Here is a 25,926-nt window from a genome sequence, read left to right on the forward strand (position 1 = left end):
CCCCCTCCACGGCGGCGGGGCGCCACCTCGGTGACGCCCCGCCGAACCCTGCGAAAGACCGGTCAGACCGGGTCCGCCACCGGGGCGGCCGGGCCGGCGGTGCCGGTGTGCGCGGCGGCGGCCGACTTCGGCTTGGCGTCGATGCCCGCCTCGGCGCGCTGCTGCCCGGTGATCGGCGTCGGCGCGCCGGTCAGCGGGTCGAACCCGCCCCGGGTCTTCGGGAACGCGATGACCTCACGGATCGAGTCGGCGCCGGCGAGCAGCATGCAGACCCGGTCCCAGCCGAACGCGATGCCGCCGTGCGGCGGTGCGCCGTACTTGAACGCCTCCAGCAGGAAGCCGAACTTGTCCTGCGCCTCCTCCGGGGTGATGCCGAGCAGGTCGAACACCCGCTTCTGCACGTCCCCCCGGTGGATACGGATGGAGCCGCCACCGATCTCGTTGCCGTTGCAGACGATGTCGTACGCGTACGCGAGGGCCCGGTCCGGGGCCTCCTCGAACCGGTCGACCCACTCGGTGTTCGGGGAGGTGAACGGGTGGTGCACGGCCGTCCAGCCGCCCTCGTCCGTCTTCTCGAACATGGGCGCGTCGACGACCCAGCAGAACGCCCACGCGGACTCGTCGATCAGCTTGGCCCGCTTGGCGATCTCGATCCGGGCCGCGCCGAGCAGCTCCTGCGCCTCCCGGGTGGCCGTGCTGGCGGCGAAGAAGACCGCGTCGCCCGGCTTCGCGCCGACGGCGTCGGCCAGCCCGGCCAGGTGCTCGGCGGAGAGGTTCTTCGCCACCGGGCCGCGCGCCTCGCCGGTCTCGGCGTCGAGCACCACGTACGCCAGGCCCCTGGCCCCGCGCGCCTTGGCCCAGTCCTGCCAGCCGTCCAGCTCCTTGCGGCTCTGGCCGGCCCCGCCCGGCATGACGACCGCGCCGACGTACCCGCCCGCGTCGATCGCGCCGGCGAAGACCCGGAACGCGGTGCCGCGCAGGTAGTCGGTCAGCTCGGTCAGCTCGACGCCGTAGCGCAGGTCGGGCTTGTCGGAGCCGTACCGGGCCATGGCGTCGTGCCAGGTGATCCGCGGGATCGGCCGGGAGATCTCGTGGTCGGCGAGGTCCTTCCACAGTGCCGAGACGATCGCCTCGCCGAGGTCGATCACGTCGTCCTCGGTGACGAAGGACATCTCGATGTCGAGCTGGGTGAACTCCGGCTGCCGGTCGGCGCGGAAGTCCTCGTCCCGGTAGCAGCGGGCGATCTGGTAGTACCGCTCCATGCCGCCCACCATGAGCAGCTGCTTGAACAGCTGCGGGGACTGCGGCAGGGCGTACCAGCTGCCGGGCTGGAGGCGGACCGGGACCAGGAAGTCGCGGGCGCCCTCCGGGGTGGACCGGGTCAGCGTCGGGGTCTCGATCTCCAGGAAGTCCCGGTCGTGCAGCACGCCCCGGGCGAGCTGGTTGGCCCGCGAGCGCAGCCGCATCGCCTTCGCCGGGCCGCCCCGGCGCAGGTCGAGGTAGCGGTACTTGAGCCGGATGTCGTCGCCGGCCTCGATCTGGTCGTCGACGGGCAGCGGCAGCGGCGCGGCCTCCGAGAGCACCTCCAGCTCGCTGGCGGTCACCTCGATCCCGCCGGTGGGCAGCTCCGGGTTCTCGTTGCCCTCGGGGCGGCGGGTCACCTCGCCGATCACCTTCACGCAGAACTCGTTGCGCAGCGCGTGGGCGTCCTCCTCGCGGAAGACCACCTGGACGATGCCGGAGCCGTCGCGCAGGTCGACGAAGATGACACCGCCGTGGTCGCGCCGGCGGGCCACCCACCCGGCGAGCGTCACCGTGGTGCCGGCGTCCGTCGCGCGCAGGCTGCCGGCGTCATGGGTACGGATCACGGCTTGCGTCTCCCTCGTCTGCGGTCGGTCTGCTCCCGCATTCTGTCAGGGCGCCCCGCCCCCCGCCGCCACCGGGCGGCGGACGGCACCCGGACGGCGCCGCCACCGGGCGAGCCCGGCGCACGCCGGCCGGATCCCGTCCCGCGCCGCCGATGGCGGTCGCGGAGCGCGCCCGCGTACCGTGTGGCGGTGCGCGCCGTACCCCGCTGGGCCCTGCTCTCCTCCGCCGCCGCCCCGGTGTTCCTGATCGGTGGCTGGACGCTCGCGGCGAGCCGGCAGCCGGGCGGCTTCGACCAGGTGGGCGGCACGATCAGCGCGCTCGCGGCGGTCGACGCCGCGGACCGGTGGATCATGACCGTCGGGCTGCTCGGCCTGGGGCTGTGCCACTGCGTCACCGCGGCCGGGCTGCGGCCGGCGCGGCCCGCCGGCCGCCTGCTGCTCGCCCTCGGCGGGGTGGCCACGCTGGCCGTGGCGGCCCTCCCGCTGCCGGCCATGAGCGGCACCGCCGCCCCGCACCGCGCCGCCGCCGTGGTTTCCTTCGGCGCGCTGGCGCTCTGGCCGGCGCTCGCCACGCCCGCGCGCCGCCCGCCCGGCGACGCCGCCGCGGTGCCGGCATTCCCCGGTACGGCCGCGGCGGCGCTGCTGCTGGGCCTGGTGGGCTGGTTGGTCGTGGAGCTGGTCGGCGGCGGCGCCCGACTCGGCCTCGCCGAGCGGGTGGCGGCCGGGGCCGAGGCGCTCTGCCCGCTGCTGGCGGTGCTGGCCCTCCGTGGTGGTCGACGGCGAGCAGCCGGTCCCCCGTGACCGGCCCTTCGGCCGGCGCTCGGACGCGCCCGCCGGTCGCCGCCTTCTCCCGGTACGCCGGAAGCGGGCCACCGGGAGGCCGGCGACCCGCTTCGCGGACGGTGCGGTGGATCAGATGATGCTGACGCCGTAGACGCTCATCGGCTCGGTCACCGGCTGGAAGAACGTGGTGCCGCCGGAGGAGCAGTTGCCGCTGCCCCCGGAGGTGAGGCCGACGGCGCTGCTGCCGCTGAACAGCGAGCCGCCGCTGTCACCGGGCTCGGCGCAGACGTTGGTGCGGATCAGGCCGGAAACGCTGCCCTCGGCGTAGTTCACCGTGGCGTTGGTGGCGTTCACCGAGCCGCCCTTCAGGCCGGTGGTGCTGCCGGAGCGCTGCACGCTCTGACCGACGTAGGCGTTGGCCGCGCCGGTGACGTCCCGGTAGCTGCCGTTGTAGAGGGACACGTTGCCCGTGGCGTTGGCGGAGTTGCTGTGCCGCACGATGCCGTAGTCGTTGCCCGGGAAGCTGCTGCCGGTGCGGGTGCCCAGGACGCTGGTCTGGCCCGAGTTGGAGTACCAGGTCGCGGCGATTCTGGTGCAGTGCCCGGCGGTCAGGAAGAAGGTCGTGCCGGCGCTGTTGCGGACGTTGAAGCCGAGCGAGCAGCGACCGCCGCCACCGGCGTAGATCGCCTGGCCACCGGAGATCCGGGTGCTCAGCACGCCGGCCTCGGCCTCGACGCGGACGGCGCCGCCGGTCCGGGCGGCAGCGGCCTTGACCCGCTCCAGCTTGGCGCCGGTGACGGTGCTGTCGACGGAGACGACGACCTGGTTGGTGACCGCGTCGGTCCACCAGGCGGTGCCCGGGATCTTCGCCGAGCGCTCCAGCTCGGCGGTGGCCCGGTTGAGCTCCACGGCGCCCCGCTTCACGACCTGCGCGATCGCGCCGGAGGCGCGGACCTGACGGGCGGCGGCCTCGTCGGTCACGGTGACGACCATCTTGCCGCTGGCGTCGGCGTACGTGCCGGCGGAGCGGTCACCGAGCCGCTCGGCCAGGGTGGCCGCGGCGTCGGGCGAAGCGGGCGAGGGCGCGGCCTGGGCGGGCGCGCCGATCAGCGCGCCGGCGACCAGGGTTCCGGCTGCGGCTACGGATGCGGCGCGGAGCAGCGATGACCTCGTGGGTCGCATACAACAACCTCCCGGAAGGGGGTGACGGGTCGCGCCGGGGGTGACGGACCCGAGGGCCAGGCGACCGGATCTGGGGGGAACCGACCTGGCAAAGTGAAGTATTCACATATTTAAGATCACCGGCAAGGCCCAGATCCACCTGCACCACCCGAGCCGAACACGACGCGGACCAGCGACATTGTGGCCACTGACATCGATCCATATAATCGATGAACTCCGATTTTCATGAACCGGAGGCCACCATGAGCCCTGTTCGACGCGTCCTGGCCGCCCTCGCCGCCGCCGGCCAACCCCACCTCCACGACGCAGGCCGACGTGGACCGGCGGGCCCGGGTCCGCCAGCGGGTGGTCGACTACAGCACCCAGCTCGCCCAGGCGTGCGCCGCGTACGGCCCGAACCGCGACTTCGACGACAATGCCGCCGCCGGCTTCGGCTGGTGACCAGCCTGACCCCCCACCCACCCCCGGCGATCTTGCACTTAGGGCCCGCGAACTGGGCGTGATGCGGCTTTTGCGGGGGCCGCAACCGCAAGATCGCGGGAGAGGGGTGGGTGGGGGTGGGGGCTAGCGGGTGGCGGCGAGGCGGGCGGCGCGGGCGGCGCGCTTCTCCTCGAAGCGGGCCGCGTGGGTCTCGAGGGTGTCCAGGTGGGCGGCGATCTCATCGCGAGCCGCCTCGCCGTCGGCGTCCAGGCCGGAGACGTTGAACACGTCCCACTGACGCAGCACCGGGGCGACCACCTCGTCGCGGTGCTGGCGCAGGTCGTAGATGCCGGCGAGGGCGATCGCCACCGACTTGCGGGCGAAGCCCTCGATGCCCACGCCGGGCATCTGGAAGTCCGCCAGCACCTCGGCGATCGCCCGCATCGTCTGGCTCGGGTCGAGGTCCAGGGCGGCGGCGAGCAGATTGCGGTAGAAGACCATGTGCAGGTTCTCGTCGGCCGCGACGCGGGCCAGCAGCGCCTCGCAGGCCGGGTCGCCGGTCACCCGGCCGGTGTTGCGGTGCGAGATCCGGGTGGCCAACTCCTGGAACGACACGTACGCCAGCGAGCGCAGCATCGAGTCGTCGTGGGAGTTGGAGTACCCGGCCGTCATGTGCACCATCCGGGCCCGCTCCAGGGCCACCGGGTCGACCGCCCGGGTCACGGTCAGGTAGTCCCGGATGGCGGTGCCGTGCCGCCCCTCCTCCGCCGTCCACCGGCCCACCCAGGTCCCCCACGCCCCGTCGGGGCCGAAGAGGGTGGCGATCTGGTGGTGGTACGAGGGGAGGTTGTCCTCGGTGAGCAGGTTCACGATCAGCGCGGTGCGCGCCACCTCGGGGATCGTCGAGTCCGATGCCGACCACGCCTCGCCGCCGAGCGGGCCGTCGAAGGTGCGACCCTCGCTCCACGGCACGTACTCGTGCGGGAACCACTCCTTGGCCATCGAGAGGTGCCGGTCGAGGTTCTTCTCCACGACGGGCTCGAGCTCGACGAGCAGGGCGGTCTGGCTCAGTGCGGTCACGACGATCTCCCTACCTACGGTGGCGTAACTTACGCAACCGTAGGTGCTCGTCGACGTACGCGCCAGTAACGCCAGCTCGTGGGCGTTGCCGGCGGTCCTCAGCCCTGCCCGACCAGCGGCCGCAGGTCCGCCCGGGGCGGGGTCCACTCCCCCGCCGCCGCGGCCACCTGCTCGCCGGAGCGGATGTCCTTCACCTCGTCCGCCGCGCCGTCGGCCCCCGGGAACCACACGTACGGGATGCCGCGCCGCTCGGCGTAGCGGATCTGCTTGCCGAACTTCGCCGCGCTCGGCGACACCTCGGTGGGCACGCCCCGGCTGCGCAGCGCGTCGGCGACGGCGTTGCTGGCCGCCCGCTGCTCCTCGGCGGTGACCGCGACCAGCACGCAGGTCGGCACGCTGCGGGACACCGACAGCGCGTCGGCGCCGAAGAGCAGGCCGAGCAGCCGGGTCACCCCGATCGAGATGCCCACCCCCGGGAACCGCGCGGCCCCCGAGCTGGCCAGGTTGTCGTACCGGCCGCCGGAACAGATCGAGCCGAACCGCTCGTAGCCCACCAGCTGCGTCTCGTAGACCGTGCCGGTGTAGTAGTCCAGGCCACGGGCGATGCGCAGGTCGGCCACGCACAGCCCCGGCGAGTGCGCGGCGGCGGTCTCCACCACCGCGACCAGCTCGTCGACGCCCTCGTCCAGCAACGGGTGGCTCACCCCGAGGGCGCGCACCGCGTCGGCGAAGGAGGCGTCCGGGGCGGAGATCTCGGCCAGGGACAGGCACGCCTTGGCCTGCGCCTCGCTCGCCCCGGCCGTGGAGGCCAGCAGCTCGGCCACCTTCGCCGGGCCGATCTTGTCGAGCTTGTCGACCGCGCGCAGGGCGGCCTCCGGGTCGGTCAGCCCGATGCCCCGGTAGAAGCCCTCGCAGATCTTGCGGTTGTTGACCTGGATCCGCACCGGCGGGATCGGCAGCGACCGCAGCGCGTCGCCGATGACCAGCGGCATCTCGGCCTCGAAGTGGGCGGGCAGGGTGTCCCGGTCGACGATGTCGATGTCGGCCTGGAGGAACTCCCGGTAGCGGCCCTCCTGCGGGCGCTCACCCCGCCACACCTTCTGGATCTGGTAGCGGCGGAACGGGAACTGGAGCTTGCCTGCGTTCTCCAGCACGTAGCGGGCGAACGGGACGGTCAGGTCGAAGTGCAGGCCGAGCGCGTCGTCCCCGGCCGGGCCCTCGGCGTCGGCCTGGAGCCGGCGCAGCAGGTACACCTCCTTCGAGGTCTCCCCCTTGCGCAGGAGCTGGTCCAGCGGCTCCACCGAGCGGGTCTCCAGGGGGGCGAAGCCGTACAGCTCGAAGGTGTCGCGGATCCGGTCGAGGACGAACTGCTCGATCATCCGCTGCGCCGGCGTCCACTCGGGGAAGCCGGAGATGGGCGTGGGCTTGCTCATGGCGTACTCCTTGCAGCTCCGCGCCGCCCGGCGCGGTGAGGTCGTGGCCCGCGCGACGCGGGCGGAGGATCTAGAGGCCGCGGGTGGGCGCGGCGGGGCGCGCGCCGCCGGAGCCCGCCACCTCGACGAGGTACGGGTTGCTCGCGCGCTCGCGCCCGATGGTGGTCGCGGGGCCGTGGCCGGGCAGCACCACGGTGTCGTCGGCCAGCGGGAGGATCTTGTCCCGCAGGCTGGCGAGCATCCGGGGCATGCTGCCGCCCCACAGGTCGGTGCGGCCGATCGAGCCGGCGAAGAGCACGTCGCCGGAGAGGCAGACCTGCTCGGCCTCCCAGGGCGAGCCGGCGCCGGGCAGCCGGAACAGCACCGACCCGCCGGTATGGCCTGGGGCGTGGTCGACGGTGATCTCCAGGCCGGCCAGGGCGAGGGTGGCCCCGTCGGTCAGCTCGGCGACGTCGTCGGGCTCGGTGTAGGGCAGCCGGCCACCGAAGAGCTGGGTGAGGTCCATCGACAGCGCCTTGCCCGGGTCGGCCAGCAACTCCCGGTCGGCGGGGTGGACGTACGCGGTGATGCCCCGGGCGCCGCAGACCGGCGCGACGGAGAAGGTGTGGTCGAGGTGGCCGTGGGTGAGTAGCACGGCGGCCGGGTGCAGACGATGCTCGGCGAGCACGGCGTCGAGCCGGTCGAGCACCCCGATGCCCGGGTCGACCACCACGCACTGCTCCCCCGGCGCGGTCGCCACCACGTAGCAGTTGGTGCCGAAGGCGTCCGCGGGAAAGCCGGCCACGAGCACGTCCGCTCCCCTTCCGTCGAGCTGTCGTCCCTGCACTGGCAGCCTAGCCGCAACGACGCGTGGATTCCGTCGCCCCACCCGCCCCGCAGGCCCCCGGAGGCACAGTGACACCCCCCGATAAACCTTGCGAGGACCTGGTACACCACATTCCCAGTCGGTACCCGTACACTCTGGCGGGCGTGTGGCGTGGCGCACGTGCCGCCAGACAGGGTGCGACGCCCGACCCGCCGGTGACCGTCAGGGTAGAGGAGGGGGAGCACGGGTGGCTTCCAGCAGGGACCGGCAGCGCAAAATGGCGCGGGCCAAGCTCGACCGACAGTTGGCCCGACGGGCCTCCCGGATCAGGCGCCGTCGGCAGATCCAGGCCGGCGTCGGCGCCGCCGTGGTGCTCGCGCTGATCGTGGCCGGCTCGGCGTGGGCGCTGGGCGCCTTCGACGACGACCCGGAGAAGAACAGGGCCGCCGAGGACGTCTGCATCTGGACCCCCCAGGACGCCACCGCGAACACCAACCTCAAGGACGTCGGCACCCCGGCCACCACCGGCCTGCCGACCTCCGGCACCCGGGCGATGACCGTCACCACCAACCAGGGCGCGCCGGTCACCGCAGAGCTGGACCTCGCCTCGGCCCCCTGCGCCGGGGCGAGCATCGCCCACCTGGCCAGCCGGGGCTTCTACGACAACGCCACGTGCCACGAGATCACCGACGAGGGCGCGTTGCGCTGCGGTGACCCGAGCGGCACCGGCCTGGGCGGCCCGACCTACTCGTTCTACGACGAGAACGTCCCCGTGCAGCCCGAGGCGAGCCCGTCGGCCAGCCCCGCCCCCGGCCAGCCCCCGGCGTACCCGAAGGGCACGGTCGCGATGATGGCCAACCCGCCGGGCGCCAACAGCAGCCAGTTCCTCGTCTTCTTCAAGGACTTCAATCCCGCCAAGCCGGTCTACCCGGTGATCGGCAAGGTCACCGGCGGGCTCGACGTGATCACGAAGATCGGTGCCCTCCCGACCGTGGACAATGGGAGCGGAGCAAAGGTCAAACCGAAGACCGACGTGGTGATCCAGAGTCTCACCGTCGGCGAGCCGACGACGGCGCCGGCCGCGACCGCCCCGGCATCGGGCGCTCCGGCGGCCAGCCCGAGCGCCGGCTGACCGGGCCCCGCCACACACACTGCGGCACCGACCGCGCCAGAGACACAGTCCAGGAGGATCGACCGTGACGTCCACGAAAGAGCGGCAGCGCGCGGCGGCGAAGGCCCGACTTCAGCGGAACATGGCCGCGCAGGCGACCAGGGCACGCAAGCGCCGGCAGACGCAGGCGGTCGTCGGCGCCGGAGCGGCCCTGTTGCTCGTGGTCGCCGGCACCGTGTGGCTGGCCACCACCGTCGTCGGTGACGACGACAACAAGCAGGAGGCTGGCGCTGCGAGCGGTCTCGTGCAGTGCGCGTTCACCGAGATGCCCAAGGAGAACCGGACCAAGGAGATCAAGGACGTCGGGCTGCCGCAGAACCAGCAGGCGAACACCGGCGTCCAGACCCTGACGATGGACACCAACCTGGGGCCGATCACCGCCAAGGTCGACCGGGCCGCCTCGCCGTGCACCGCGGCCAGCTTCACCCACCTCGCGAGCAAGAACTTCTTCGACAACAGCAAGTGCCACCGCCTGGTCACCGAGGGCATCCAGGTGCTCCAGTGCGGTGACCCGAGCGCGACCGGCAAGGGCTGGCGGGACACCGACGGCACCGGTGGCCCGGCATACAAGCTGACCGAGGAGAACCTGCCCACCGACAAGCGCCCCGCCTACCCGAAGGGGGTCATCGCGATGGCCAACTCAGGGCAGCCCGGCAGCACCGGCAGCCAGTTCTTCATCGTCTACGGCGACTCGCAGCTCGACCCGAACTACACCGTCCTGGGCACGATCACCGGCGGCATGGACATCGTCGAGGCCGTCGCCAAGGCCGGCGACGACAAGGCGTTCGCCAAGCAGGCCGGCGGTGGCCACCCCAAGAAGGAGGTCGTCATCAAGAAGCTGACGATGAGCGAGCCGCAGGGCTGAGCCCTCCACCACGACGAAGCGCCCGCCGGCTGCGAGCCGGCGGGCGCTGTCGTGTGCGGGTCAGGACCCCGAGGTGACCCGGTACGCGTCGAAGACGCCGTCGACCTTGCGGACGGCGGCCAGCAGGTGGCCCAGGTGCTTCGGGTCGGCCATCTCGAAGCTGAACCGGCTGACCGCCACCCGGTCCCGGGTGGTGGTGACCGTGGCGGACAGGATGTTGACCCGCTCCTCGGAGAGCACCCGGGTCACGTCCGCCAGCAGCTTGTGCCGGTCCAGGGCCTCCACCTGGATGGCCACCAGGAACGTCGAGGCGGAGGTGAGCTTCCAGCTGACCTCGACCACCCGCTCGTCCTGGGCCCGCAGGTCCTCGGCGTTGGCGCAGTCGTCCCGGTGCACGCTGACCCCGCCGGAGCGGGTGACGAACCCGAAGACCGCGTCCGGCGGCACCGGGGTGCAGCAGCGGGCCAGCTTGATCCAGACGTCGCTGACCCCCCGGACCACCACGCCCGGATCGGCGCTGCTCTGCCGGCTGCGCGGCGGCCGGGTGGCGACGGCGGTCTCGGCGATGTCCTCCGCCGCGCCCTCCTCGCCGCCGTACGCGGCCATCAGCTTCTGCACCACCGACTGGGCGGAGACCTGACTGTCGCCGACCGCCGCGTACAGCGACGCCACGTCGGCCAGGTGCAGGTCCCGGGCGATCGTCATCAACGCGTCGGAGGTGAGCATCCGCTGCAACGGCATGCCCTGCTTGCGCATCGCCTTGACGATCGAGTCCTTGCCGGCCTCGATCGCCTCCTCGCGCCGCTCCTTGTTGAAGTACTGGCGGATCTTCGTGCGCGCCCGGGGGCTCTTCACGAAGCCCAGCCAGTCCTGCGTCGGCCCCGCCGTCTCGGACTTCGACGTGAAGATCTCGATCACGTCGCCGTTGGACAGCGTCGACTCCAACGGCACCAGCTTGCCGTTGACCCGCGCCCCGATGCACTTGTGCCCCACCTCGGTGTGCACCGCGTACGCGAAGTCCACCGGCGTCGACCCCGTCGGCAGCGGGATGACGTCACCCTTGGGGGTGAAGACGTACACCTCCTGGCTGGACAGGTCGAAGCGCAGCGCGTCCAGGAACTCGCTCGGGTCGGCCGCCTCCCGCTGCCAGTCCAGCAGCTGCCGCAGCCAGGTCATCTCGTCGATGTGCGCCGGCGGGCCGACGATCTGGGTGCCCTTGTGCTCCTTGTACTTCCAGTGCGCGGCGATGCCGAACTCGGCGGTGCGGTGCATCGCGTACGTGCGGATCTGCATCTCCACCGGCTTACCGGTGGGCCCGATGACCGTCGTGTGCAACGACTGGTACATGTTGAACTTGGGCATCGCGATGTAGTCCTTGAACCGGCCCGGCACCGGCTGCCAGTTCGCGTGGATCACACCCAGCGCCGCGTAGCAGTCCCGCACCGTGTCGACCAGGATCCGCACACCCACCAGGTCGTAGATGTCGTTGAAGTCGCGACCCCGCACGATCATCTTCTGGTAGATCGAGTACAGGTGCTTCGGCCGTCCCGTCGTCTCCGCCTTGATCTTGGCGGCCTTCAGATCGGTCTGCACCTTCTGGGTGACCTGGCGCAGCTGCGTCTCCCGCTGCGGCTGGTGCTCCCCGATCAGCCGGAGGATCTCCTCGTACCGCTTCGGGAACAGCGTCCCGAAGGCGAGGTCCTCCAACTCCCACTTGATCGTGTTCATGCCCAACCGGTGGGCCAGGGGCGCCAGGATCTCCAGCGTCTCCTTCGCCTTCTGCTCCTGCTTCGGGCGGGGCAGGAAGGTCAGGGTACGCATGTTGTGCAGCCGGTCGGCCAGCTTGATCACCAGGACCCGGGGGTCCTTGGCCATCGCCACGACCATCTTGCGGATGGTCTCCGCCTTGGCGGCGTCGCCGAGCTTGACCTTGTCGAGCTTCGTCACCCCGTCGACGAGCAGCGCGACCTCGCCGCCGAAGTCCACCTTCATCTGGTCGAGGGTGTACTCGGTGTCCTCGATCGTGTCGTGCAGCAGCGCGGCGACCAGGGTGGTGGTGTCCATACCCAGGTTCGCCAGGATGGTGGCCACCGCCAGGGGGTGGGTGATGTACGGGTCGCCGGACTTGCGGTACTGGCCCGAGTGCCAGCGGGCCGCCATGTCGAACGCCCGCTGGAGCAGCCGGGCGTCGGCCTTGGGGTGGTTCACCCGGTGGGACGAGATCAGCGGCTCCAGCACCTCGCTGACCTGCGAGGTCTGCCAGGGCGCGTTGAACCGGGCCAGCCGGGCCCGCACCCGCCGCCCGGTGGGCGCGTTGGAGAGGGCGAAGCCGCCGCTCGGTGACGGGTCGCCGGAGTCGCCGGCCGACAGCGGATCCAGGACACCGGCCGCCGGGGTGTCGCCGTCGGCGTGGGCGGAACCCAACTCGTTCCCGAGGGCCGCGCCCCGTGGCTCAGCTCCCTTGTCGGTCACCGAACCGTCAGCGTCGCCTGTCGGGTGCACCGTGCCCTCCACCGGAGGGACGACATCGTGGGACACCGGCCTCCTCACCGCTCGCCGGGGTACGCCGACCGTGCGCCGGCCGGCCTGGTCTCCGCCGCCCGGACGGTCTCCCGGCCGGTCAGCAAAGGGCAATGCTACCCGCACGCACCGTGCCCCGCCGCTCGGCCGGACGGACCGCACCGGGTCCGCCCGGCAGCCAGCACGACCAATCGGTCAGCAGGGCACGGACCGGGCGCCAACCCGCTGCGGGCAGCCTGGACGGGGTCGCCGGTCCACGGGGCCGCCTGTCCACGGGGCCGCCTGTCCACGGGGCCGCCTGTCCACGGGGCCGCCCGGGCGGGTCGCCGGCCGCCGCTGGGGGCGCTCAGACCTCGAGCAGGGCGTGCACCGGACGCGGGGCGAGCCGCTCACGGCCACCGAGGAAACCGAGCTCCAGCAGCACGGTGAAGCCGGCGACCGTGCCGCCGGCCCGCTCCACCAGATCGAGGGTGGCCTCGGCGGTCCCCCCGGTGGCGAGCACGTCGTCGACCACCAGCACCCGGTGCCCGGCGGTGAACGCGTCCTCGTGCAGCTCAAGCGTCGCCTCGCCGTACTCCAGCGCGTACGAGGCCGAATAGGCGGGGCGGGGCAGCTTGCCGGCCTTGCGCACCGGCACCACGCCGACCCCGGTGGCGTACGCGACGGCCGCCGCGATCACGAAGCCCCGGGCCTCGATCCCGACCACGGCGTCGAACGAGTCCCGCCCGTGGTGGGCCACGATCCCGTCGACCACCTCGCGGAACACCGCGCCGTCGGCGAAGAGCGGCATCAGGTCCTTGAACATGACGCCCGGCTTCGGGAAGTCCGGCACGTCCAGCACACGGCTGGCGACCAGCTCGGCGACCTGCGGGCCGCTGTCTCCCCGTACCCCGGCGCTGTACGTCTCCGTCACGGCGGCCCGTCTCCCTTCGTACGACGACGGCGTCCTCCACGCCGCTCGCACAGCATGAAGGACGCCGTCGTCACCGTCTCCGGCGGGTGTCTCCCGGTCGCGTCAGCGGCGCTTCGCGCCGCCCGGCCGGTTGCCGCCGCCGCCGGCGGGGCGACCGCCCCGGGCGCCGCTCGGGCGCTTGCCGGCGGGCCGAACGCCCACCTTCGGCGCGGCCCCGGCCAGGGCCGCCTCCTCCGGGTCGATGGGCTCGTCGTCCTCCCCGGCCGGGCGCGGCGCGCCCTTCGGGGTGATCTCGCCCCGGGCCAGGGCGCCCCGCCGGGCCAGCACCCGCTTGTTGTGCGCCTGGATCCGCGGCTCGTAGTTCTTCAGCAGCACCAGCAGCGGGGTGGCCAGCAGGATCGAGGTCAGGAACGCGATCGCCATACCGACGAAGAGCACCAGGCCGAGGTCCTTCAGGGTGCCCGCGCCCAGCAGGCCCGCGCCGATGAAGAGCAGACCGCCGACCGGGAGCAGGGCGACCACCGACGTGTTCAGCGACCGCATGAGGCTCTGGTTGATCGCCAGGTTGGCCGCCTCGCCGTACGTCTGGTTGTTGTTCGCGGTGATGCCCCGGGTGTTCTCCTGGACCTTGTCGAAGACCACCACCACGTCGTAGAGCGCGAAGCCCAGGATCGTGAGGAACCCGATGATCGTCGACGGGGTCACCTCGAAACCGACCAGCGAGTAGATGCCGGCGGTGAGGATCAGGTTCATGAACAGCGAGGAGACGGCCGCCACCGCCATCCGCCACTCGAAGCGCAGGATCAGGTAGACCATCACCACCGCGATGAAGATCACCAGGCCCAGCATGGCCCGGGAGGTGACCTGGCTGCCCCACGCCTCGCTGACCTGGCTGCCGCTGATCTGGTCCGGCTGGATGCCGAGCTCCCGGGCAATCTCCGCCTTGGCCGCGTCGGCCTGCTCGGGATTGAGCTCCGAGGTGCGGATCTCGTAGTAGTCGCCGCCGGTGCCGCCGACCTTCTGCGCGGTGGCCACCTCGGCCCCGCCCGCGACGCTCGCCAGCGCCGCGTCGACCTTCTCCTCGGCCTGCTCCAGCGTCCCGACGCTGGCCGGCACCTGGAACGAGTTGCCGCCGGCGAACTCGATGCCCAGGCTGAAGCCGCGCACGGCGAAGCTGAGCACCGAGAGCAGGATCAGCACCCCGGCGACGGTGAACCACAGCTTGCGCTTGCCGACGACGTCGACCCCGGCCTCGCCCCGGTAGAGGCGGCTCGCCAATCCAGTCTTAGCCATCTCAGGCCTCCTTGACGCGCGAGGTGCGGGGGGTGGCCTGCTCGGTGGTCCGAGCGGGAAGGGCCCGGCCGAGACCGCTGACCCGAGGGGAAAGGAACGCCTTGGTACGGGCGAACATCGTCATGATCGGGTGACGGAAGAGGAAGACCACGACCAGGTCGAGCACCGTGGCCAGGCCGAGCGCGAAGGCGAAGCCCTTCACCGTGCCGACCGAGACGACGTAGAGCACCACGGCCGACATGAGGGTGATCGCGTTGGCCGAGATGATCGTTCGGCGGGCCCGGATCCAGGCCCGCGGCACCGCACTGCGCGGGCTGCGGCCCTCGCGGATCTCGTCCTTGAGTCGCTCGAAGTAGATGACGAACGAGTCCGCCGCCACGCCGAGCGAGACGATCATGCCGGCGATGCCGGCGAGGGTGAGGGTGAAGCCGATCTGCCGGCCGAGCACCACCAGCGCGCCGAAGACCAGCAGCGCCGACAGCACCAGGCTCAGGAAGATGACCGAGCCGAGCAGCCGGTAGTAGAAGAACGAGTAGATGATGACCAGCAGCATGCCGATGCCGGCGGCGAGCAGGCCCGCACGCAGGTGGCTGGCGCCCAGCGTGGCGGTGATGTTCACCTTGTCCTGTTGCTCGAAGGTGACCGGCAGGGCGCCGTAGCGCAGCTGGCTGGCCAGGTCGCTGGCCGTTTTGTTGTCGAAGCTTCCGGTGATCTGCGAGTCACCGGTGAGCACGCCCTGGATCTCCGGCGAGGAGACCACCTTGTTGTCGAGGACGACGGCCACCCGGCACTTGCCGTCCTGGCCCAGCGCGGTCTGGTCGCAGCCCTGGCCCTCGTTGGTGAACGCCTCCCGGGTCAGGGCGGTCCACTTCTCCTGGCCCTTGCCCTTGAAGTCGAGGCTGACCACCCAGGAGCTGGTCTGGTCGAGCACCGCGTTGGCGTCGCCGACGTCGGTGCCGAGCACCTTCGCCACGTCGAGCAGGTACTTCTGGGTGCCGTCCTCGCAGGCGACGGCCTTCTGCTTCTCGTCCTTGATCGACGCCGCCGGGCGCTGGTCGAGCTGGGCGCAGCCGATCGTCGGGACGTTGAACTGCATCTCCGCCGGCAGCACCGCGACCTCGCGCGGGGAGAGCGTGCCGAACGGCTTGAGGGTCGCGCCCAGCGACGGGTCGGTGGTCAGGTCGGCCGGGGCCTGCAGGCCGCTGGCGGCCTGCCAGGCGGCGGCCCCGACCTTCTGCTGGACGGCCGTGCGCTGCTTCTCGACGCCCTCCGGCACCGGCTCGGCGCTGGCGCTCGGCGACGGCGCGGCGGCGCTCGGCGAGGCCGGCGGGGTGGCGCTGGCGCTCGGGGCCGCGGCCCCGCCGCCCTGACCGCCGGCGCTCGGCGACGCGGTCGCCTTCGCCCCGGCCGACGAGCTGCCCGACGGCTTGGGGCTGGCGCTGCCCGACGGGGCCGGGGAGGCACTGCCGGACGGGGCCGGGGTCGGCGTGGCCGCCGGGGGGGCCACCGCGCCGGTGCCGTCGGCGGCCTTCAACACCTTGCGGAAGCGCAGCTCGGCGGCGCTGCCGACGTCGGCGAGGTCGCGGTTCTCACCGGGCAGGGAGATGACGATGTTCCGGTTGCCCTCGGTGACCACCTCGGCCTCGGCCACGCCGTACGCGTTGACCCGGTTCTCGATGATCTGGCGGGCCTCTTCGAGGTTCTCCGTCGTCGGGGGCTTGCCGTCGATGCTGTTCGTCGCCTCGAGCGTCAGCCGGGTGCCGCCGATCAGGTCCAGACCGAGCCGAGGCTCGAGCCGATCCTTCAAGCCACCACTGGCGCCGCCCGAGAAGAACACCATGAGATATAGGACGACGAAGATGAGGCCGAGCACGGCAAGCTGCCGTCCGGGCCGCATCTGTCCCTGAGGTGGTGCCACGGCTGTCTGTCTCCCTGTTACGGTCGCGCCGCCGATATGGCGGCGCGAATGTCGGGCCGGGGGTCCCGGCGACGGCTGTCCGGGGCCGGCGACCTGACGCCGACACGGCTGACCACAGCCGACGCGGGGGCGTCGACCGGCAACCTTCGGGTGTCGGCGTCAGGTGTCGACCCAACTATCCAGTTTTAACGGCGTCTCCGCTGCCCCGTCGGGGAGGCGGTCACTCCTTGACGGTTTCGATGCCCTCGCTGACCGGCTCGGTCGACTCGACCCGCTCGGCCCGGTTGACCACTCGGGCGATGGCCGGACGGGCGTACCGGTTCTGCACGCCGGGCGCGACCTCCAGCAGGACGGTGTCGTCGTCCACCTCGGTGACCGTGCCGTAGAGACCGCCGATGGTGACCACCTCGTCGCCAAAGCCGAGGGCGGACTGCATCTGCTCAGCCTCGCGGCGGCGCTTCTGCTGAGGGCGGATCATCATGAAGTACATGACGCCGAAGAGCAGGGCGATCATGAGGATCGGCGTAAGACCGCCGGCTCCCCCTCCGCCCGCTGCTGCGTAGAGCACGGTTACTGACCTTCCGATTGGCCTTCGGCTCGGCGCGAAAAGCACCGGAGCGGAGGCGGATTCTCACGTCCTGTACAAACCGCGGCGAAGTCTAGTCCCTGCACCTGGGAACGCCGAATGCGGCACAGATCACGTTCGGATCACGGCTGATCTGGCGCGGCGGAGAACAGATCGGGCGTGACAGGAACATCGGTGCCAAATGTACCATTTGGCGGGGTACGCCCCAGGTGCCGCCAGGCCGCCTCCGTCGCCACCCGGCCTCGCGGCGTGCGGGCGAGCAGCCCCGCCCGGACCAGGAACGGCTCGCAGACCTCCTCGACCGTGTCCGGCTGCTCCCCCACCGCCACCGCCAGGGTGGACAACCCGACGGGCCCGCCCCGGAACGAGTCGACCAGGGCGGTGAGCACGGCCCGGTCCAGTCGGTCCAGCCCGAGCGCGTCGACGTCGTACACCGTGAGGGCGGCCCGGGCGGTCTCCAGGGTGACCACGCCGTCGGCGCGGACCTCGGCGAAGTCCCGCACCCGGCGCAGCAGCCGGTTGGCGATCCGGGGGGTGCCCCGGGACCGGCCGGCGATCTCGACGGCGCCGTCGTCGGTGATCGGCACACCCAGGATCCGCGCCGAGCGGCGCAGCAGCACCTCCAGGTCGGCCGGGGAGTAGAAGTCCAGGTGCGCGACGAAGCCGAACCGGTCCCGCATCGGCCCGGTCAGCAGGCCGGACCGGGTGGTCGCGCCCACCAGGGTGAACGGCTCCACGTCCAGCGGGATGGCGGTGGCTCCCGGCCCCTTGCCGACGATCACGTCGACCCGGAAGTCCTCCATCGCGCTGTAGAGCAGCTCCTCGGCCGGCTTGGCGATCCGGTGGATCTCGTCGATGAACAGCACGTCGCCCTCGGCGAGGCTGGTCAGGATCGCCGCCAGGTCCCCGGAGCGTTCGATCACCGGGCCGCTGGTCACCCGGAGGCCGGAGCCCAACTCGGCCGCCACGATGTTGGCCAGGGTGGTGTTGTGGACGACCAGGTCGTTGACCGTGAACGTGTGGTCGCCGTCGACCGTCAGGCAGCGGCACTCGTGCAGGCCGACGGGCTCCACCGAGGCGACCCGGTCGACGGCGAGGCGCTCTTCGAAGCGGTCCCGGCGCGGGGCCCACTCGGCGAGCCGCACGCCCCGTTCGCCGACCACGGTGATCCGCTCGACGAACCGCGCCACATCGTCCTGGCTGGTGACGCTGAGCCGCCACGACTCGTGCGGTCTGCCCTGGTAGCGACCACGCTTGAGCTTGAGACGGGACTGGATGCCGAGCCGGAGCAGGAGGTGCTGCACGTCGGCCAGCAGCTCCCGGGACACGCTGTAGTACTCGACGACCAGGTCGTACCGGCCCTGACCCCGCCGGCTGACCGTGCCGTCGCAGGCGAAGTACGCGCCGAGGAAGGCCCCGACCTGCCAGGCGTCGCCACGGTGGACGAACTCGGGCACCCGCTTCAGCCAGGCGGTCTTGTCCAACAGCCCGTGCTCGGCAAGCCACGGCCGGAGCCCGGAGACCCTGATCAGGGAGCTGCGAGGGCTGTTCGGCCGGGTGTTGTGCGGGTGGCCCAGTCGGTCGCAGACCGACCGGAAGTCGGCCAGGACGCTCTCATCACCGCCGGTGAAGGTGACCTGGTTGCTCGTGCACCCGTCACCGATCAGGTATCCGGCGAGCTTGTACTCGTCCAGGGCCGCGGTGCCGTCCGCGATCAGGTCGGGGCACAGCACGTTGGCCAGGAAGTCCCGTTCGGTGAGGTCGCCGGCCTTCAGCCACCCGTCGGGCGTCCAGAACGGGTGGTCGGGTGCGGCGATCACCGCGCGACCGCTGGTCGTACGGATGCGGACGGAATCCAACTCGCCCTGCTCGTGCACCGCCGTCACCGTCGCACCGGCGCCCGTGCGAGTGATGACCCGGTCGCCCACCACGACGTCGCCGAGCCGGCGTCGGGAGCCGTCCTCCAGCAGCACCAGAGCGTCGACGGAGACGGGCTTACCCAGGCCGGGCGGGCCCGACAGCAGGATGTGGTCGGGCGGGGAGCCGCGCCGCATCGCGCCCTGGAGCAGCAGGTCGAGCTGGTCGCGGACCCGGTGCTGGGCGATGAACTCCTCCAGCCGCTTCGGCCGGACGCTGGCCTCGGCGTCCCGCTCGGCGTCGGTGGCGTACGCCGAGACCAGGTCACCACCGCCGTCGGGGCCCGTCATCGGGTCCGGCCGAGGAGACGGATGGCCTGCTTGAGCAGCACCGGCACGGGCGGGGGCGGCCCGTCGACGGTCTCCGCCACGGCGGCGACCGCCTGGTCGGCCTGGCCGGCCGTCCAGCCGAGCCCGACCAGGGCCTGGCGGACCTGATCGGGCCAGGCGCCCCTGGTCACCCCGGCCGCGCCGTCGGTGCCCACCGGCACCGGGCCGATCCGGTCGCGCAGCTCCAGCACCAGGCGCTCGGCACCCTTCTTGCCGATGCCCGGGACCCGGGTCAGCGCCGCCGTGTCGGCATTGGCGACCGCCTTGCGCACCGCGTCCGGGGTGTGCACGGCGAGCACCGCCTGGGCCAACCGGGGGCCCACCCCGCTGGCGGTCTGGAGCAGCTCGAACAGCTGCTTGGCGTCGTCGTCGGCGAAGCCGTAGAGGGTGAGTGAGTCCTCCCGGACCACCAGGCTGGTGGCCAGCCGGGCGGGCTGGCCGACCCGCAGGTCGGCGAGCGTGCCGGGGGCGCAGTACACCGCCAGGCCCACCCCGCCGACCTCGACCACGGCGTGATCGGGGCCCGTCGCGGTCACCGTGCCGCGCACACTGGCGATCATCGTGCTCCTCCTCGTCGTGCCCGGTCGGCCGCCTCGGCCAGCTTCGAGCGGGTGCCGCCGCGCCAGACGTGGCAGATGGCCAGCGCGAGGGCGTCGGCCGCGTCGGCCGGCTTCGGTGGCTCGGCCAGCCGCAACAGCCGGGTGACCATGGCCGTGATCTGCGCCTTGTCGGCCGTGCCGGAGCCGGTGACGGCGGCCTTGACCTCGCTCGGGGTGTAGGTGCGCACGGGCAGCCCGGCCCGCGCGCCGGCCAGCACGGCGATCCCGCTGGCCTGGGCGGTGCCCATCACGGTGCGGACGTTGTGCTGGCTGAACACCCGCTCCACGGCGACGGCGTCCGGCTGGTGCTCGGCGACCAGGTCGGCGAGCGAGCGGTCCAGGTGCAGCAGGCGCAGCGGCAGGTCGTCGTCGGGGTCGGTGCGCACGACGTGGTAGGCGATCAGGGTGCAGGGCCGGCCCGGCACGCCCTCGACCACGCCCACCCCGCACCGGGTCAGCCCCGGGTCGACGCCGAGCACGCGCACGCCGCCTCCTCCCCCAGCCGCCAGCAGTACGTGTGTTCGACACCCTACTGGTCGCCCCGGACACCCTCCGCCGGGGACACGCCGGCAGCCGGCCGCAGCGCGCGGGGCCCCGGCGGCGACGAGGGCCGGCGGGTCGTCCACCAACCGGTTGCGGTGGCGAGTGTGCCCGGCGGATTCCCGGGGCCGTCGCGGCCCGGAGTTCCGTGGGCGGCCCGCCCCGGAGGGGTCAGCGGGCCCGGATGCCGTCCAGGACGCCGTCGACGATCCGGCCGGGCAGGGAGTCGTCGTCCAGCTCGGGGTTCCAGCGCAGCATCCGCTGTATCAGCATCGGCCCGGTGAGCAGGGCCATCACCACCTCGATGTCGAGGTCGGCACGCAGCTCACCGCTGCGTACCCCCCAGCGGAGCACCTCGCGCATGAGCTGCCGGCGGGGCTCGATGATGTTCTGGTAGACCCGGAAGTGGTCCGGGCTGCGGTTCACCTCCGGCACGAGGCAGGGCATGATCTTCGCGGCCCGGGGGTCGACGTTGTGCCCGATCGCGCCGACCAGCAGCACCAGGTCCTCCCGGACGGAGTGCCCGGTCGGCTGAGGGAGGACGCCCTTGAGGCGGCGCAGCGCGTCGAGCATCAGCGCGTCCTTGCCCGACCAGCGCCGGTAGATGGTGGCTTTGCCCACCCCCGCCCGGGCGGCGATGGCCTCGATGGACAGCGCCTCGATCGTGCTGCCCTCGGCGAGCAGGTCGAGAACGGCCTCCACGATCGCCTCGTCCGCGCGGACGCTCCGCGGTCGGCCGGGCGGTCGCGGAGCGTCGGCGGCAGAAGTCATGTCCGACATTCTTCCCATATTTATGCGGCTCCGGCCAACTCCGATTTCCCGGCCACCGGCGTCGCGGCCGGCGGCTGCCCCTGGTCCCGGCCGGGCATCCAGCGCAACGCGACCACGATGCCGAGCGCGGCGACCGCCGCCGAGAGGGCCGCCGCCCAGTGCATCGCCGAGACGAAGGCGTGGTTGGCCGACGTGACCAGCGCCGGCCCGGCCGGGCCGAGCTGGCCGGCCGCGGCGTACGCCCCGGAGATCGACTCAGCGGCCGCCTCGTGCGCCGCCGCGGGCAGGTCCCGCAGGGCCGGGGCGACGTCCTGGCGGTACAGCGCGGACAGGACCGAGCCGAGCACGGCCACCCCGAGTGCGCCGGCCACCTGCCGAACCGTGTTGCTGACCGCCGAGCCGACCCCCGCCTTCTGCCTCGGCAGCGCCGACATGATCGACTCGGTGGCCGGCGGCATGACGTTCGCCATCCCCGCGCCCTGGAGGAAGAAGCACACCAGGACCGCCCAGATTGGCGTGCCCGCGTCGATGAACACGAACGCCCCCAGCGACACCACGGTCAGCGCCAGGCCGACGACCGCGACCGCCCTGCCCCCGTACCTGCGGACCATCGCCGCGCTGCGCGGGGCGAAGATGAGCTGCGCCGCGGCGAAGGGCAGGAAGAGCAGGCCGGTCTCCAGCGGGCTGTAGCCGCGGACCAGCTGCAGATAGAACGAGCTGAAGAACATCACCCCCATGGCGGCGAAGAAGATCAGCCCGACCATCGCCACCGGCGCGGCGAACTGCGGCACCCGGAACAGCCGGACGTCCAGCGACGGGTGGTCGCTGCGCAGCTCCAGCACCACGAACCAGGCCAACACGGCCAGCCCGCCGACGATCGACGCCCAGACCAGCGGCCGGTCGAAGCCGTGCTCGCCGCCGTCGATGATGCCGTAGGACAGCGCGACCAGGCCCACCACCGACAGCAGCACGCCGGGGACGTCGACCCGGCCGGGATCGGGGTCGCGCGACTCGGGGACCAACAGGGCGACCAGGACCACGCCGAGCACGACGACCGGCACGTTGATCAGGAAGACCGAGCCCCACCAGAAGTGCTCCAGCAGCGCGCCGCCGAGGATCGGTCCGATCGCCACGGCCAGGCCGACCGCGCCGGCCCAGATGCCGATCGCCCGGCCGCGTTCCCTGGGGTCGAAGACGTTGGAGATGATCGACAGGGTCACCGGCATGATCGCCGCGCCGCCCAGACCCATCAGCGCGCGGGCCGCGATCAGCTGGGCCGGGCTCTGCGCGTACGCGGACAGCAGCGAGGCGAGGCCGAAGAACACCAGACCGGCCACCAGGAACCGCCTGCGCCCGGCGCGGTCGCCGAGCACGCCGAAGGTGAACAACAGACCGGCGAAGACCAGGGTGTAGGAGTTGATGGACCATTCCAGCTCGCCCTGGGTGGCGCCGAGACCGCGCACCGGGTCGGCAAGGGTACGCAGGGCGACGTTGAGGATGGTGTTGTCGAGGACGACGACGAGGAGGCTGATCACCAGCACCCCGAGGATCGCCCACCTCCTCGGGTGTCCGGTGTTCTCGTGAAGCTGCATGGCCGGCTCTCCCCCAGGTCCACCCGCGGCAATTACGAGACTGGTCATACTCGTAACGCGAATGAGCCTAGGCCAACCCTTTTCGATACGGAACCGACCCGTATCAGATGTGCCCCACCTCACACCCCACCCCACTGCCCTCGCGCGGTGATCAAAAGGTTTGCATCGGGTTTGCGCCCCGAACCCGACGCAACCTCTTGATCACCGCGCCAAAGGTGGCGCGGGGGTGGGTGAGGTGGGGTGTTTGAGGGGGTTTGGGGGTGTGGCCGGGGGCATCCGGTCGGCGGAACATCGGGCGGGACGGGGTCGTTACACATGGCAGACGATCGAGTAGCGCACGCCGCTGCCGAGCCACCCGAACCCCCGTGACCCCGTCGGGGAATGCGGGCCGGCCGCCGGTCGTTACACATGGTCCCGCCGCCACCAGCACCCCCCGGTGCGGTGAGCCGGTGACTTCCCCCCTTGATCTGTTGGGCGCCTCGACGTGGTGCTCACACCCCCGCCCCTCCCCCGGGGCGGCGTGTGTGTCGACCCCCGATTGGAGACACCCCCATGAACACGATCATGCGTAAGAGCGTTCTCGGAATCGCCGGTCTCGCCTTCGCCGGCGGCGTGTTCGCCGGCCCCGCCACCGCCCACGCCACCCCCACCACCGAAACCACCCCCACCGCCGTCGTCGCCGTGCAGGCCGAAAAGCCGGTTGTCGACAAGGCCAAACTGATCCCGCACGGCGTGCAGGGCGACCAGTCCCGCATCGACCTCGACGCCGAGCAGACCGCCAACGTCAAGGCGATCATCGCCGCCACGAAGAAGGCCGACATGGACGAGCGAGCCGCCGTCATCTCCATCGGCACGGCGCTGCAGGAGTCGAAGCTGGAGAACCTGGGCCACCTCGGCGACCGCAACGACCACGACTCGCAGGGCCTGTTCCAACAGCGCCCCACCTCCGGCTGGGGCACGGTGGAACAGATCACCGACCCCGAGTACTCCACCCTCGCGTTCCTCAAGGGCCTCAAACAGGTCGACGGATGGCAGGACATGCCCCTGACCAAGGCCGCCCAGACCGTGCAGGTGTCCGCGTACCCCGACCACTACGCCCAGTGGGAACAGCAGGCCGCCGACCTCGTCGCCGAGCACTGGAACAGCTGACCCAGACTTTCCACCACAAGGGGATCGCTGGCCGGCACCGACGACTCGGTGCCGGCCAGCGGCACATCCACACCAGCGGCCGGCGCCCCGACACGGGTGCCGGCCGTTGGCATACCCGGGGCGGAGTGCCAGCCCGAACAGCTCGGACCCGCCTGCGCTCCGCCTTGACAGATGCCTCTAGGGTGATGGCCCACTCCCCTCGAAAGGAGCCGAACGAATGCCCTTCGGCTTCACTGTTGCGATCATCTTTGTCATCGCCCTGGCTATCTCCGGCCTGCTCGCGCTCGCGGCTCCGAGCAGGTCGACGAAGCGGTCCGCCACCCTGGCGGCACTCGGCTGCCTCGTCGGCGCGGTGGTGTTCGTCGTCGGCTCCAGCGCCCACTCCGTGCCGATCCGCTCGGTCGGGATCGTCACCAGCTTCGGCAAGCCGACGGGCAAGGTCACCGGCTCCGGCCTGAAGTGGGTCGCCCCCTGGCAGAAGGTCGGCGAGTGGGACGCGGGTCGGCAGAAGTACGACCACATCGGCGGCGACCACTGCGTCCGGGTCCGCACCGGCACGCTCGCCGACGCCTGCGTCGAGGTGCTCGTCGAGTGGCAGGTCAAGCCGGAGAACGCGCCGAAGCAGTTCATGGACTACAAGGGCGACTTCGACAGCTTCCGGGGCCAGCGGGTGGGCGTCCAGCTCGACAGCGCCGTCAACGACGCCTTCGCCACGTACAACCCGCTGGAGAAGATCGACTCGAACACCGGCAGCCTGAACGTGGACCTGAAGCCCTTCGCCGAGAGCATCAAGGCCAGCGCGGAGACGCGGCTCTCCAGCGACGTCGACATCCTGTCGGTCACGATCACCCGGGTCAACCACGACGACAAGACCGAGGGCAACATCAAGGCATTCCAGGACAAGCTCGCCCAGACCCGCAACCTGGAGCAGGACCGGAAGAACGCCGCCATCCAGAAGCAGATCACCGAGACGAACGCGAAGGTCGACAAGGTGTCGCGGTGCCTGGAGATCGCCGAGCGCAACGGCAGCAACCCCGGCCTCTGCATCAACCCCGGGATCATCACCGGCGCCAAGTGACGGCCGACCGGCGCTGACCCCGCCCCGGTTCAGCCGGTGAGCGCGTCCAGCGCGAGGTCGACGTCGTCCTCGGTCGAGTAGACGTGGAAGGACGCCCGGACCCGGCTGGCGCGGACCGCCGCCTGGACGCCGGCCCGCTCCAGCCGCTCCGCCGCGCCGGGCACCTCCACGGTGACGATCGCGCTGTCCCCCGCCGGCCGGCCCAGCCCGGCGAGGAACCGGTTGGCCAGCGAGACGTCGTGCGCGTGCACGGCCGGCACGCCGATCTCCGCGACCAGTTCCAGGGCGGGGGCCGTGCCGACCCAGCTGAACCAGGCCGGCGAGATGTCAAACCGGCGGGCGTCGTCGGCCAGGCGCAGCGGCGGGCCGTAGTAGGAAGCGTGCGGGTCGGCCCCCGCGTACCAGTTGGCGGCGTCGGGGCGTAGCCGCTCGCGCAGCGCGGGCGCGAGGTAGGCGAACGCCGAGCCGCGCGGAGCCATCAGCCACTTGTACGCCCCGACCACGACCACGTCGGCGAGGCCCGCGTCGAACGGCAGCCAGCCGCACGCCTGGGTGGCGTCGACGGCGACGAGCGCGCCGTGCGCCCGGGCCGCCGCGACGATCTCGTCGTACGGGGCGACCGCGCCGTCGGCCGACTGCACCAGGCTGAACGCGACCAGGTCGGTGTCGGCGTCGATCGCGTCGACCAGCCCCGCCAGCGGCACGGTGCGCACCCGGACACCACGCTCGGCCTGCACCAGCCACGGGAAGAGGTTGGAGGTGAACTCGACCTCCGGCACCACGACGGTCGCGCCGGCCGGCAGGGCGGCGGCGACCGGGGCCAGCAGTTGGGAGACCGTGCTGCCGACCGCGACGTCGGCGACCGGCACCCCGACCAGACCGGCGAAGGCGGCCCGGGACCGCTCGGTGGCCTGCCCCCAGCCCTCCCACGAGGTACGCCCCGCCCGCCAGTCGGCCAGCGCCTCCTGCACCGCGTCCCACGCCGGCTCGGGCGGCAGCCCGTAACTCGCGGTGTTCAGCCAACCCGGCTGCGGCTGCCACAACGTCTGCACCTGTGCGATCTCCACCCTGCCGACGCTAGTCACCCGCGCCGCGTACCGGGATGGCCAATCCC

At 72.1% G+C, this 25,926-nt stretch carries 22 protein-coding genes and 2 pseudogenes; 6 read left to right on the forward strand and 18 right to left on the reverse strand.

Annotation, left to right across the window (positions count from 1 at the left end; translation table 11 throughout):
• Positions 1-62: 62 nt before the first annotated feature.
• Positions 63-1,868 carry an aspartate--tRNA ligase gene (gene aspS, locus OG559_RS00530; protein WP_405110932.1) on the reverse strand — a complete coding sequence of 602 codons (1,806 nt, stop codon included), beginning with the start codon at positions 1,866-1,868 and terminating at the stop codon, positions 63-65.
• A 189-nt stretch (positions 1,869-2,057) separates the two neighbouring features.
• Between aspS and OG559_RS00535 the strand changes: the two genes are divergently transcribed.
• Positions 2,058-2,669 (forward strand): DUF998 domain-containing protein, encoded by a 612-nt coding sequence (locus OG559_RS00535; RefSeq protein ID WP_405110935.1) that lies wholly within the window; start codon positions 2,058-2,060, stop codon positions 2,667-2,669.
• A gap of 111 nt (positions 2,670-2,780) precedes the next feature.
• Here OG559_RS00535 and OG559_RS00540 read toward each other — a convergent pair whose 3' ends face one another.
• Positions 2,781-3,833, reverse strand: a complete 1,053-nt coding sequence (locus tag OG559_RS00540) for a S1 family peptidase (protein WP_405110938.1) — start codon at positions 3,831-3,833, stop codon at positions 2,781-2,783.
• A 315-nt stretch (positions 3,834-4,148) separates the two neighbouring features.
• Here OG559_RS00540 and OG559_RS00545 point away from each other — a divergent pair, with 315 nt between their 5' ends.
• Positions 4,149-4,274 (forward strand): hypothetical protein, encoded by a 126-nt coding sequence (locus OG559_RS00545; RefSeq protein WP_405110941.1) that lies wholly within the window; start codon positions 4,149-4,151, stop codon positions 4,272-4,274.
• Positions 4,275-4,397: 123 nt separating this feature from the next.
• Here the strand turns inward: OG559_RS00545 and OG559_RS00550 are convergent, their stop codons facing one another.
• From OG559_RS00550 to OG559_RS00560, 3 genes are all read right to left on the reverse strand, one after another.
• Positions 4,398-5,333: an acyl-ACP desaturase gene (locus OG559_RS00550; protein WP_405110943.1), complete on the reverse strand. Its 936-nt coding sequence runs from the start codon at positions 5,331-5,333 to the stop codon at positions 4,398-4,400.
• 98 nt (positions 5,334-5,431) lie between these two features.
• On the reverse strand, positions 5,432-6,766 hold the full coding sequence (gene hisS, locus OG559_RS00555) for a histidine--tRNA ligase (protein WP_405110946.1): 1,335 nt from the start codon (positions 6,764-6,766) through the stop codon (positions 5,432-5,434).
• A gap of 70 nt (positions 6,767-6,836) precedes the next feature.
• Positions 6,837-7,556, reverse strand: a complete 720-nt coding sequence (locus tag OG559_RS00560) for an MBL fold metallo-hydrolase (protein ID WP_387019319.1) — start codon at positions 7,554-7,556, stop codon at positions 6,837-6,839.
• A gap of 262 nt (positions 7,557-7,818) precedes the next feature.
• Between OG559_RS00560 and OG559_RS00565 the strand changes: the two genes are divergently transcribed.
• Positions 7,819-8,703, forward strand: coding sequence for a peptidylprolyl isomerase (locus OG559_RS00565; protein ID WP_405110949.1), 885 nt, complete (start codon positions 7,819-7,821; stop codon positions 8,701-8,703).
• A 64-nt stretch (positions 8,704-8,767) separates the two neighbouring features.
• The gene (locus OG559_RS00570; protein WP_405110952.1) at positions 8,768-9,607 is read left to right on the forward strand and encodes a peptidylprolyl isomerase; all 840 of its coding nucleotides are present in this window, start codon (positions 8,768-8,770) and stop codon (positions 9,605-9,607) included.
• Between the two features lie 60 nt (positions 9,608-9,667).
• Here OG559_RS00570 and OG559_RS00575 read toward each other — a convergent pair whose 3' ends face one another.
• From OG559_RS00575 to OG559_RS00630, 12 genes and pseudogenes are all read right to left on the reverse strand, one after another.
• Positions 9,668-12,157, reverse strand: a complete 2,490-nt coding sequence (locus OG559_RS00575; protein WP_405110955.1) for a RelA/SpoT family protein — start codon at positions 12,155-12,157, stop codon at positions 9,668-9,670.
• 316 nt (positions 12,158-12,473) lie between these two features.
• Entirely contained in the window at positions 12,474-13,040 is a 567-nt protein-coding gene (locus OG559_RS00580; protein WP_405110958.1) for an adenine phosphoribosyltransferase, read from the reverse strand.
• Between the two features lie 102 nt (positions 13,041-13,142).
• A complete protein-coding gene (gene secF / locus OG559_RS00585; RefSeq protein ID WP_405110961.1) occupies positions 13,143-14,333 on the reverse strand; it encodes a protein translocase subunit SecF in 1,191 nt (396 codons plus the stop codon).
• 1 nt (position 14,334) lies between these two features.
• Positions 14,335-16,251: a protein translocase subunit SecD gene (gene secD, locus OG559_RS00590; RefSeq protein WP_405110964.1), complete on the reverse strand. Its 1,917-nt coding sequence runs from the start codon at positions 16,249-16,251 to the stop codon at positions 14,335-14,337.
• Between the two features lie 220 nt (positions 16,252-16,471).
• On the reverse strand, positions 16,472-16,819 hold the full coding sequence (gene yajC / locus OG559_RS00595) for a preprotein translocase subunit YajC (RefSeq protein ID WP_405110967.1): 348 nt from the start codon (positions 16,817-16,819) through the stop codon (positions 16,472-16,474).
• A gap of 140 nt (positions 16,820-16,959) precedes the next feature.
• The gene (ruvB, locus tag OG559_RS00600; protein ID WP_405116292.1) at positions 16,960-18,027 is read right to left on the reverse strand and encodes a Holliday junction branch migration DNA helicase RuvB; all 1,068 of its coding nucleotides are present in this window, start codon (positions 18,025-18,027) and stop codon (positions 16,960-16,962) included.
• Positions 18,016-18,810: pseudogene (locus tag OG559_RS00605) on the reverse strand (LAGLIDADG family homing endonuclease); the annotation flags it as partial. The gene ruvB and the pseudogene OG559_RS00605, both read right to left, overlap by 12 nt.
• 11 nt (positions 18,811-18,821) lie before the next feature.
• A pseudogene (locus OG559_RS00610) lies at positions 18,822-19,044 on the reverse strand (Holliday junction branch migration DNA helicase RuvB); the annotation flags it as partial.
• On the reverse strand, positions 19,041-19,643 hold the full coding sequence (ruvA, locus tag OG559_RS00615) for a Holliday junction branch migration protein RuvA (protein WP_405110970.1): 603 nt from the start codon (positions 19,641-19,643) through the stop codon (positions 19,041-19,043). The pseudogene OG559_RS00610 and the gene ruvA, both read right to left, overlap by 4 nt.
• Positions 19,640-20,167 (reverse strand): crossover junction endodeoxyribonuclease RuvC, encoded by a 528-nt coding sequence (gene ruvC, locus OG559_RS00620; RefSeq protein WP_161691387.1) that lies wholly within the window; start codon positions 20,165-20,167, stop codon positions 19,640-19,642. The genes ruvA and ruvC overlap by 4 nt, the downstream gene beginning before the upstream one ends.
• 226 nt (positions 20,168-20,393) lie before the next feature.
• Positions 20,394-21,002: a TetR/AcrR family transcriptional regulator gene (locus OG559_RS00625; protein WP_405110974.1), complete on the reverse strand. Its 609-nt coding sequence runs from the start codon at positions 21,000-21,002 to the stop codon at positions 20,394-20,396.
• Between the two features lie 11 nt (positions 21,003-21,013).
• Complete coding sequence (locus OG559_RS00630; RefSeq protein ID WP_405110977.1) at positions 21,014-22,585, reverse strand: MFS transporter; 1,572 nt, start codon at positions 22,583-22,585, stop codon at positions 21,014-21,016.
• Positions 22,586-23,137: 552 nt separating this feature from the next.
• Here OG559_RS00630 and OG559_RS00635 point away from each other — a divergent pair.
• Positions 23,138-23,734, forward strand: coding sequence for a hypothetical protein (locus OG559_RS00635; protein WP_405110980.1), 597 nt, complete (start codon positions 23,138-23,140; stop codon positions 23,732-23,734).
• Between the two features lie 217 nt (positions 23,735-23,951).
• Positions 23,952-24,812, forward strand: coding sequence for an SPFH domain-containing protein (locus OG559_RS00640; protein ID WP_405110983.1), 861 nt, complete (start codon positions 23,952-23,954; stop codon positions 24,810-24,812).
• 29 nt (positions 24,813-24,841) lie between these two features.
• Here OG559_RS00640 and OG559_RS00645 read toward each other — a convergent pair whose 3' ends face one another.
• Complete coding sequence (locus OG559_RS00645; protein ID WP_405110986.1) at positions 24,842-25,879, reverse strand: aminotransferase class V-fold PLP-dependent enzyme; 1,038 nt, start codon at positions 25,877-25,879, stop codon at positions 24,842-24,844.
• Positions 25,880-25,926: the final 47 nt, after the last annotated feature.

Source organism: Micromonospora sp. NBC_01405 (assembly GCF_045040155.1).
Lineage (GTDB): Bacteria > Actinomycetota > Actinomycetes > Mycobacteriales > Micromonosporaceae > Micromonospora.

What these genes read in the sequence shown, in the direction of transcription:
- OG559_RS00540 (WP_405110938.1), bottom strand. Translation starts at nt 3,833, where the DNA reads ATGCGACCCACGAGGTCATCGCTGCTCCGCGCCGCATCCGTAGCCGCA.
- hisS (WP_405110946.1), bottom strand. Translation starts at nt 6,766, where the DNA reads ATGAGCAAGCCCACGCCCATCTCCGGCTTCCCCGAGTGGACGCCGGCG.
- secF (WP_405110961.1), bottom strand. Translation starts at nt 14,333, where the DNA reads ATGGCTAAGACTGGATTGGCGAGCCGCCTCTACCGGGGCGAGGCCGGG.
- ruvA (WP_405110970.1), bottom strand. Translation starts at nt 19,643, where the DNA reads ATGATCGCCAGTGTGCGCGGCACGGTGACCGCGACGGGCCCCGATCAC.
- OG559_RS00625 (WP_405110974.1), bottom strand. Translation starts at nt 21,002, where the DNA reads ATGTCGGACATGACTTCTGCCGCCGACGCTCCGCGACCGCCCGGCCGA.
- OG559_RS00630 (WP_405110977.1), bottom strand. Translation starts at nt 22,585, where the DNA reads ATGCAGCTTCACGAGAACACCGGACACCCGAGGAGGTGGGCGATCCTC.
- OG559_RS00635 (WP_405110980.1), top strand. Translation starts at nt 23,138, where the DNA reads ATGAACACGATCATGCGTAAGAGCGTTCTCGGAATCGCCGGTCTCGCC.
- OG559_RS00640 (WP_405110983.1), top strand. Translation starts at nt 23,952, where the DNA reads ATGCCCTTCGGCTTCACTGTTGCGATCATCTTTGTCATCGCCCTGGCT.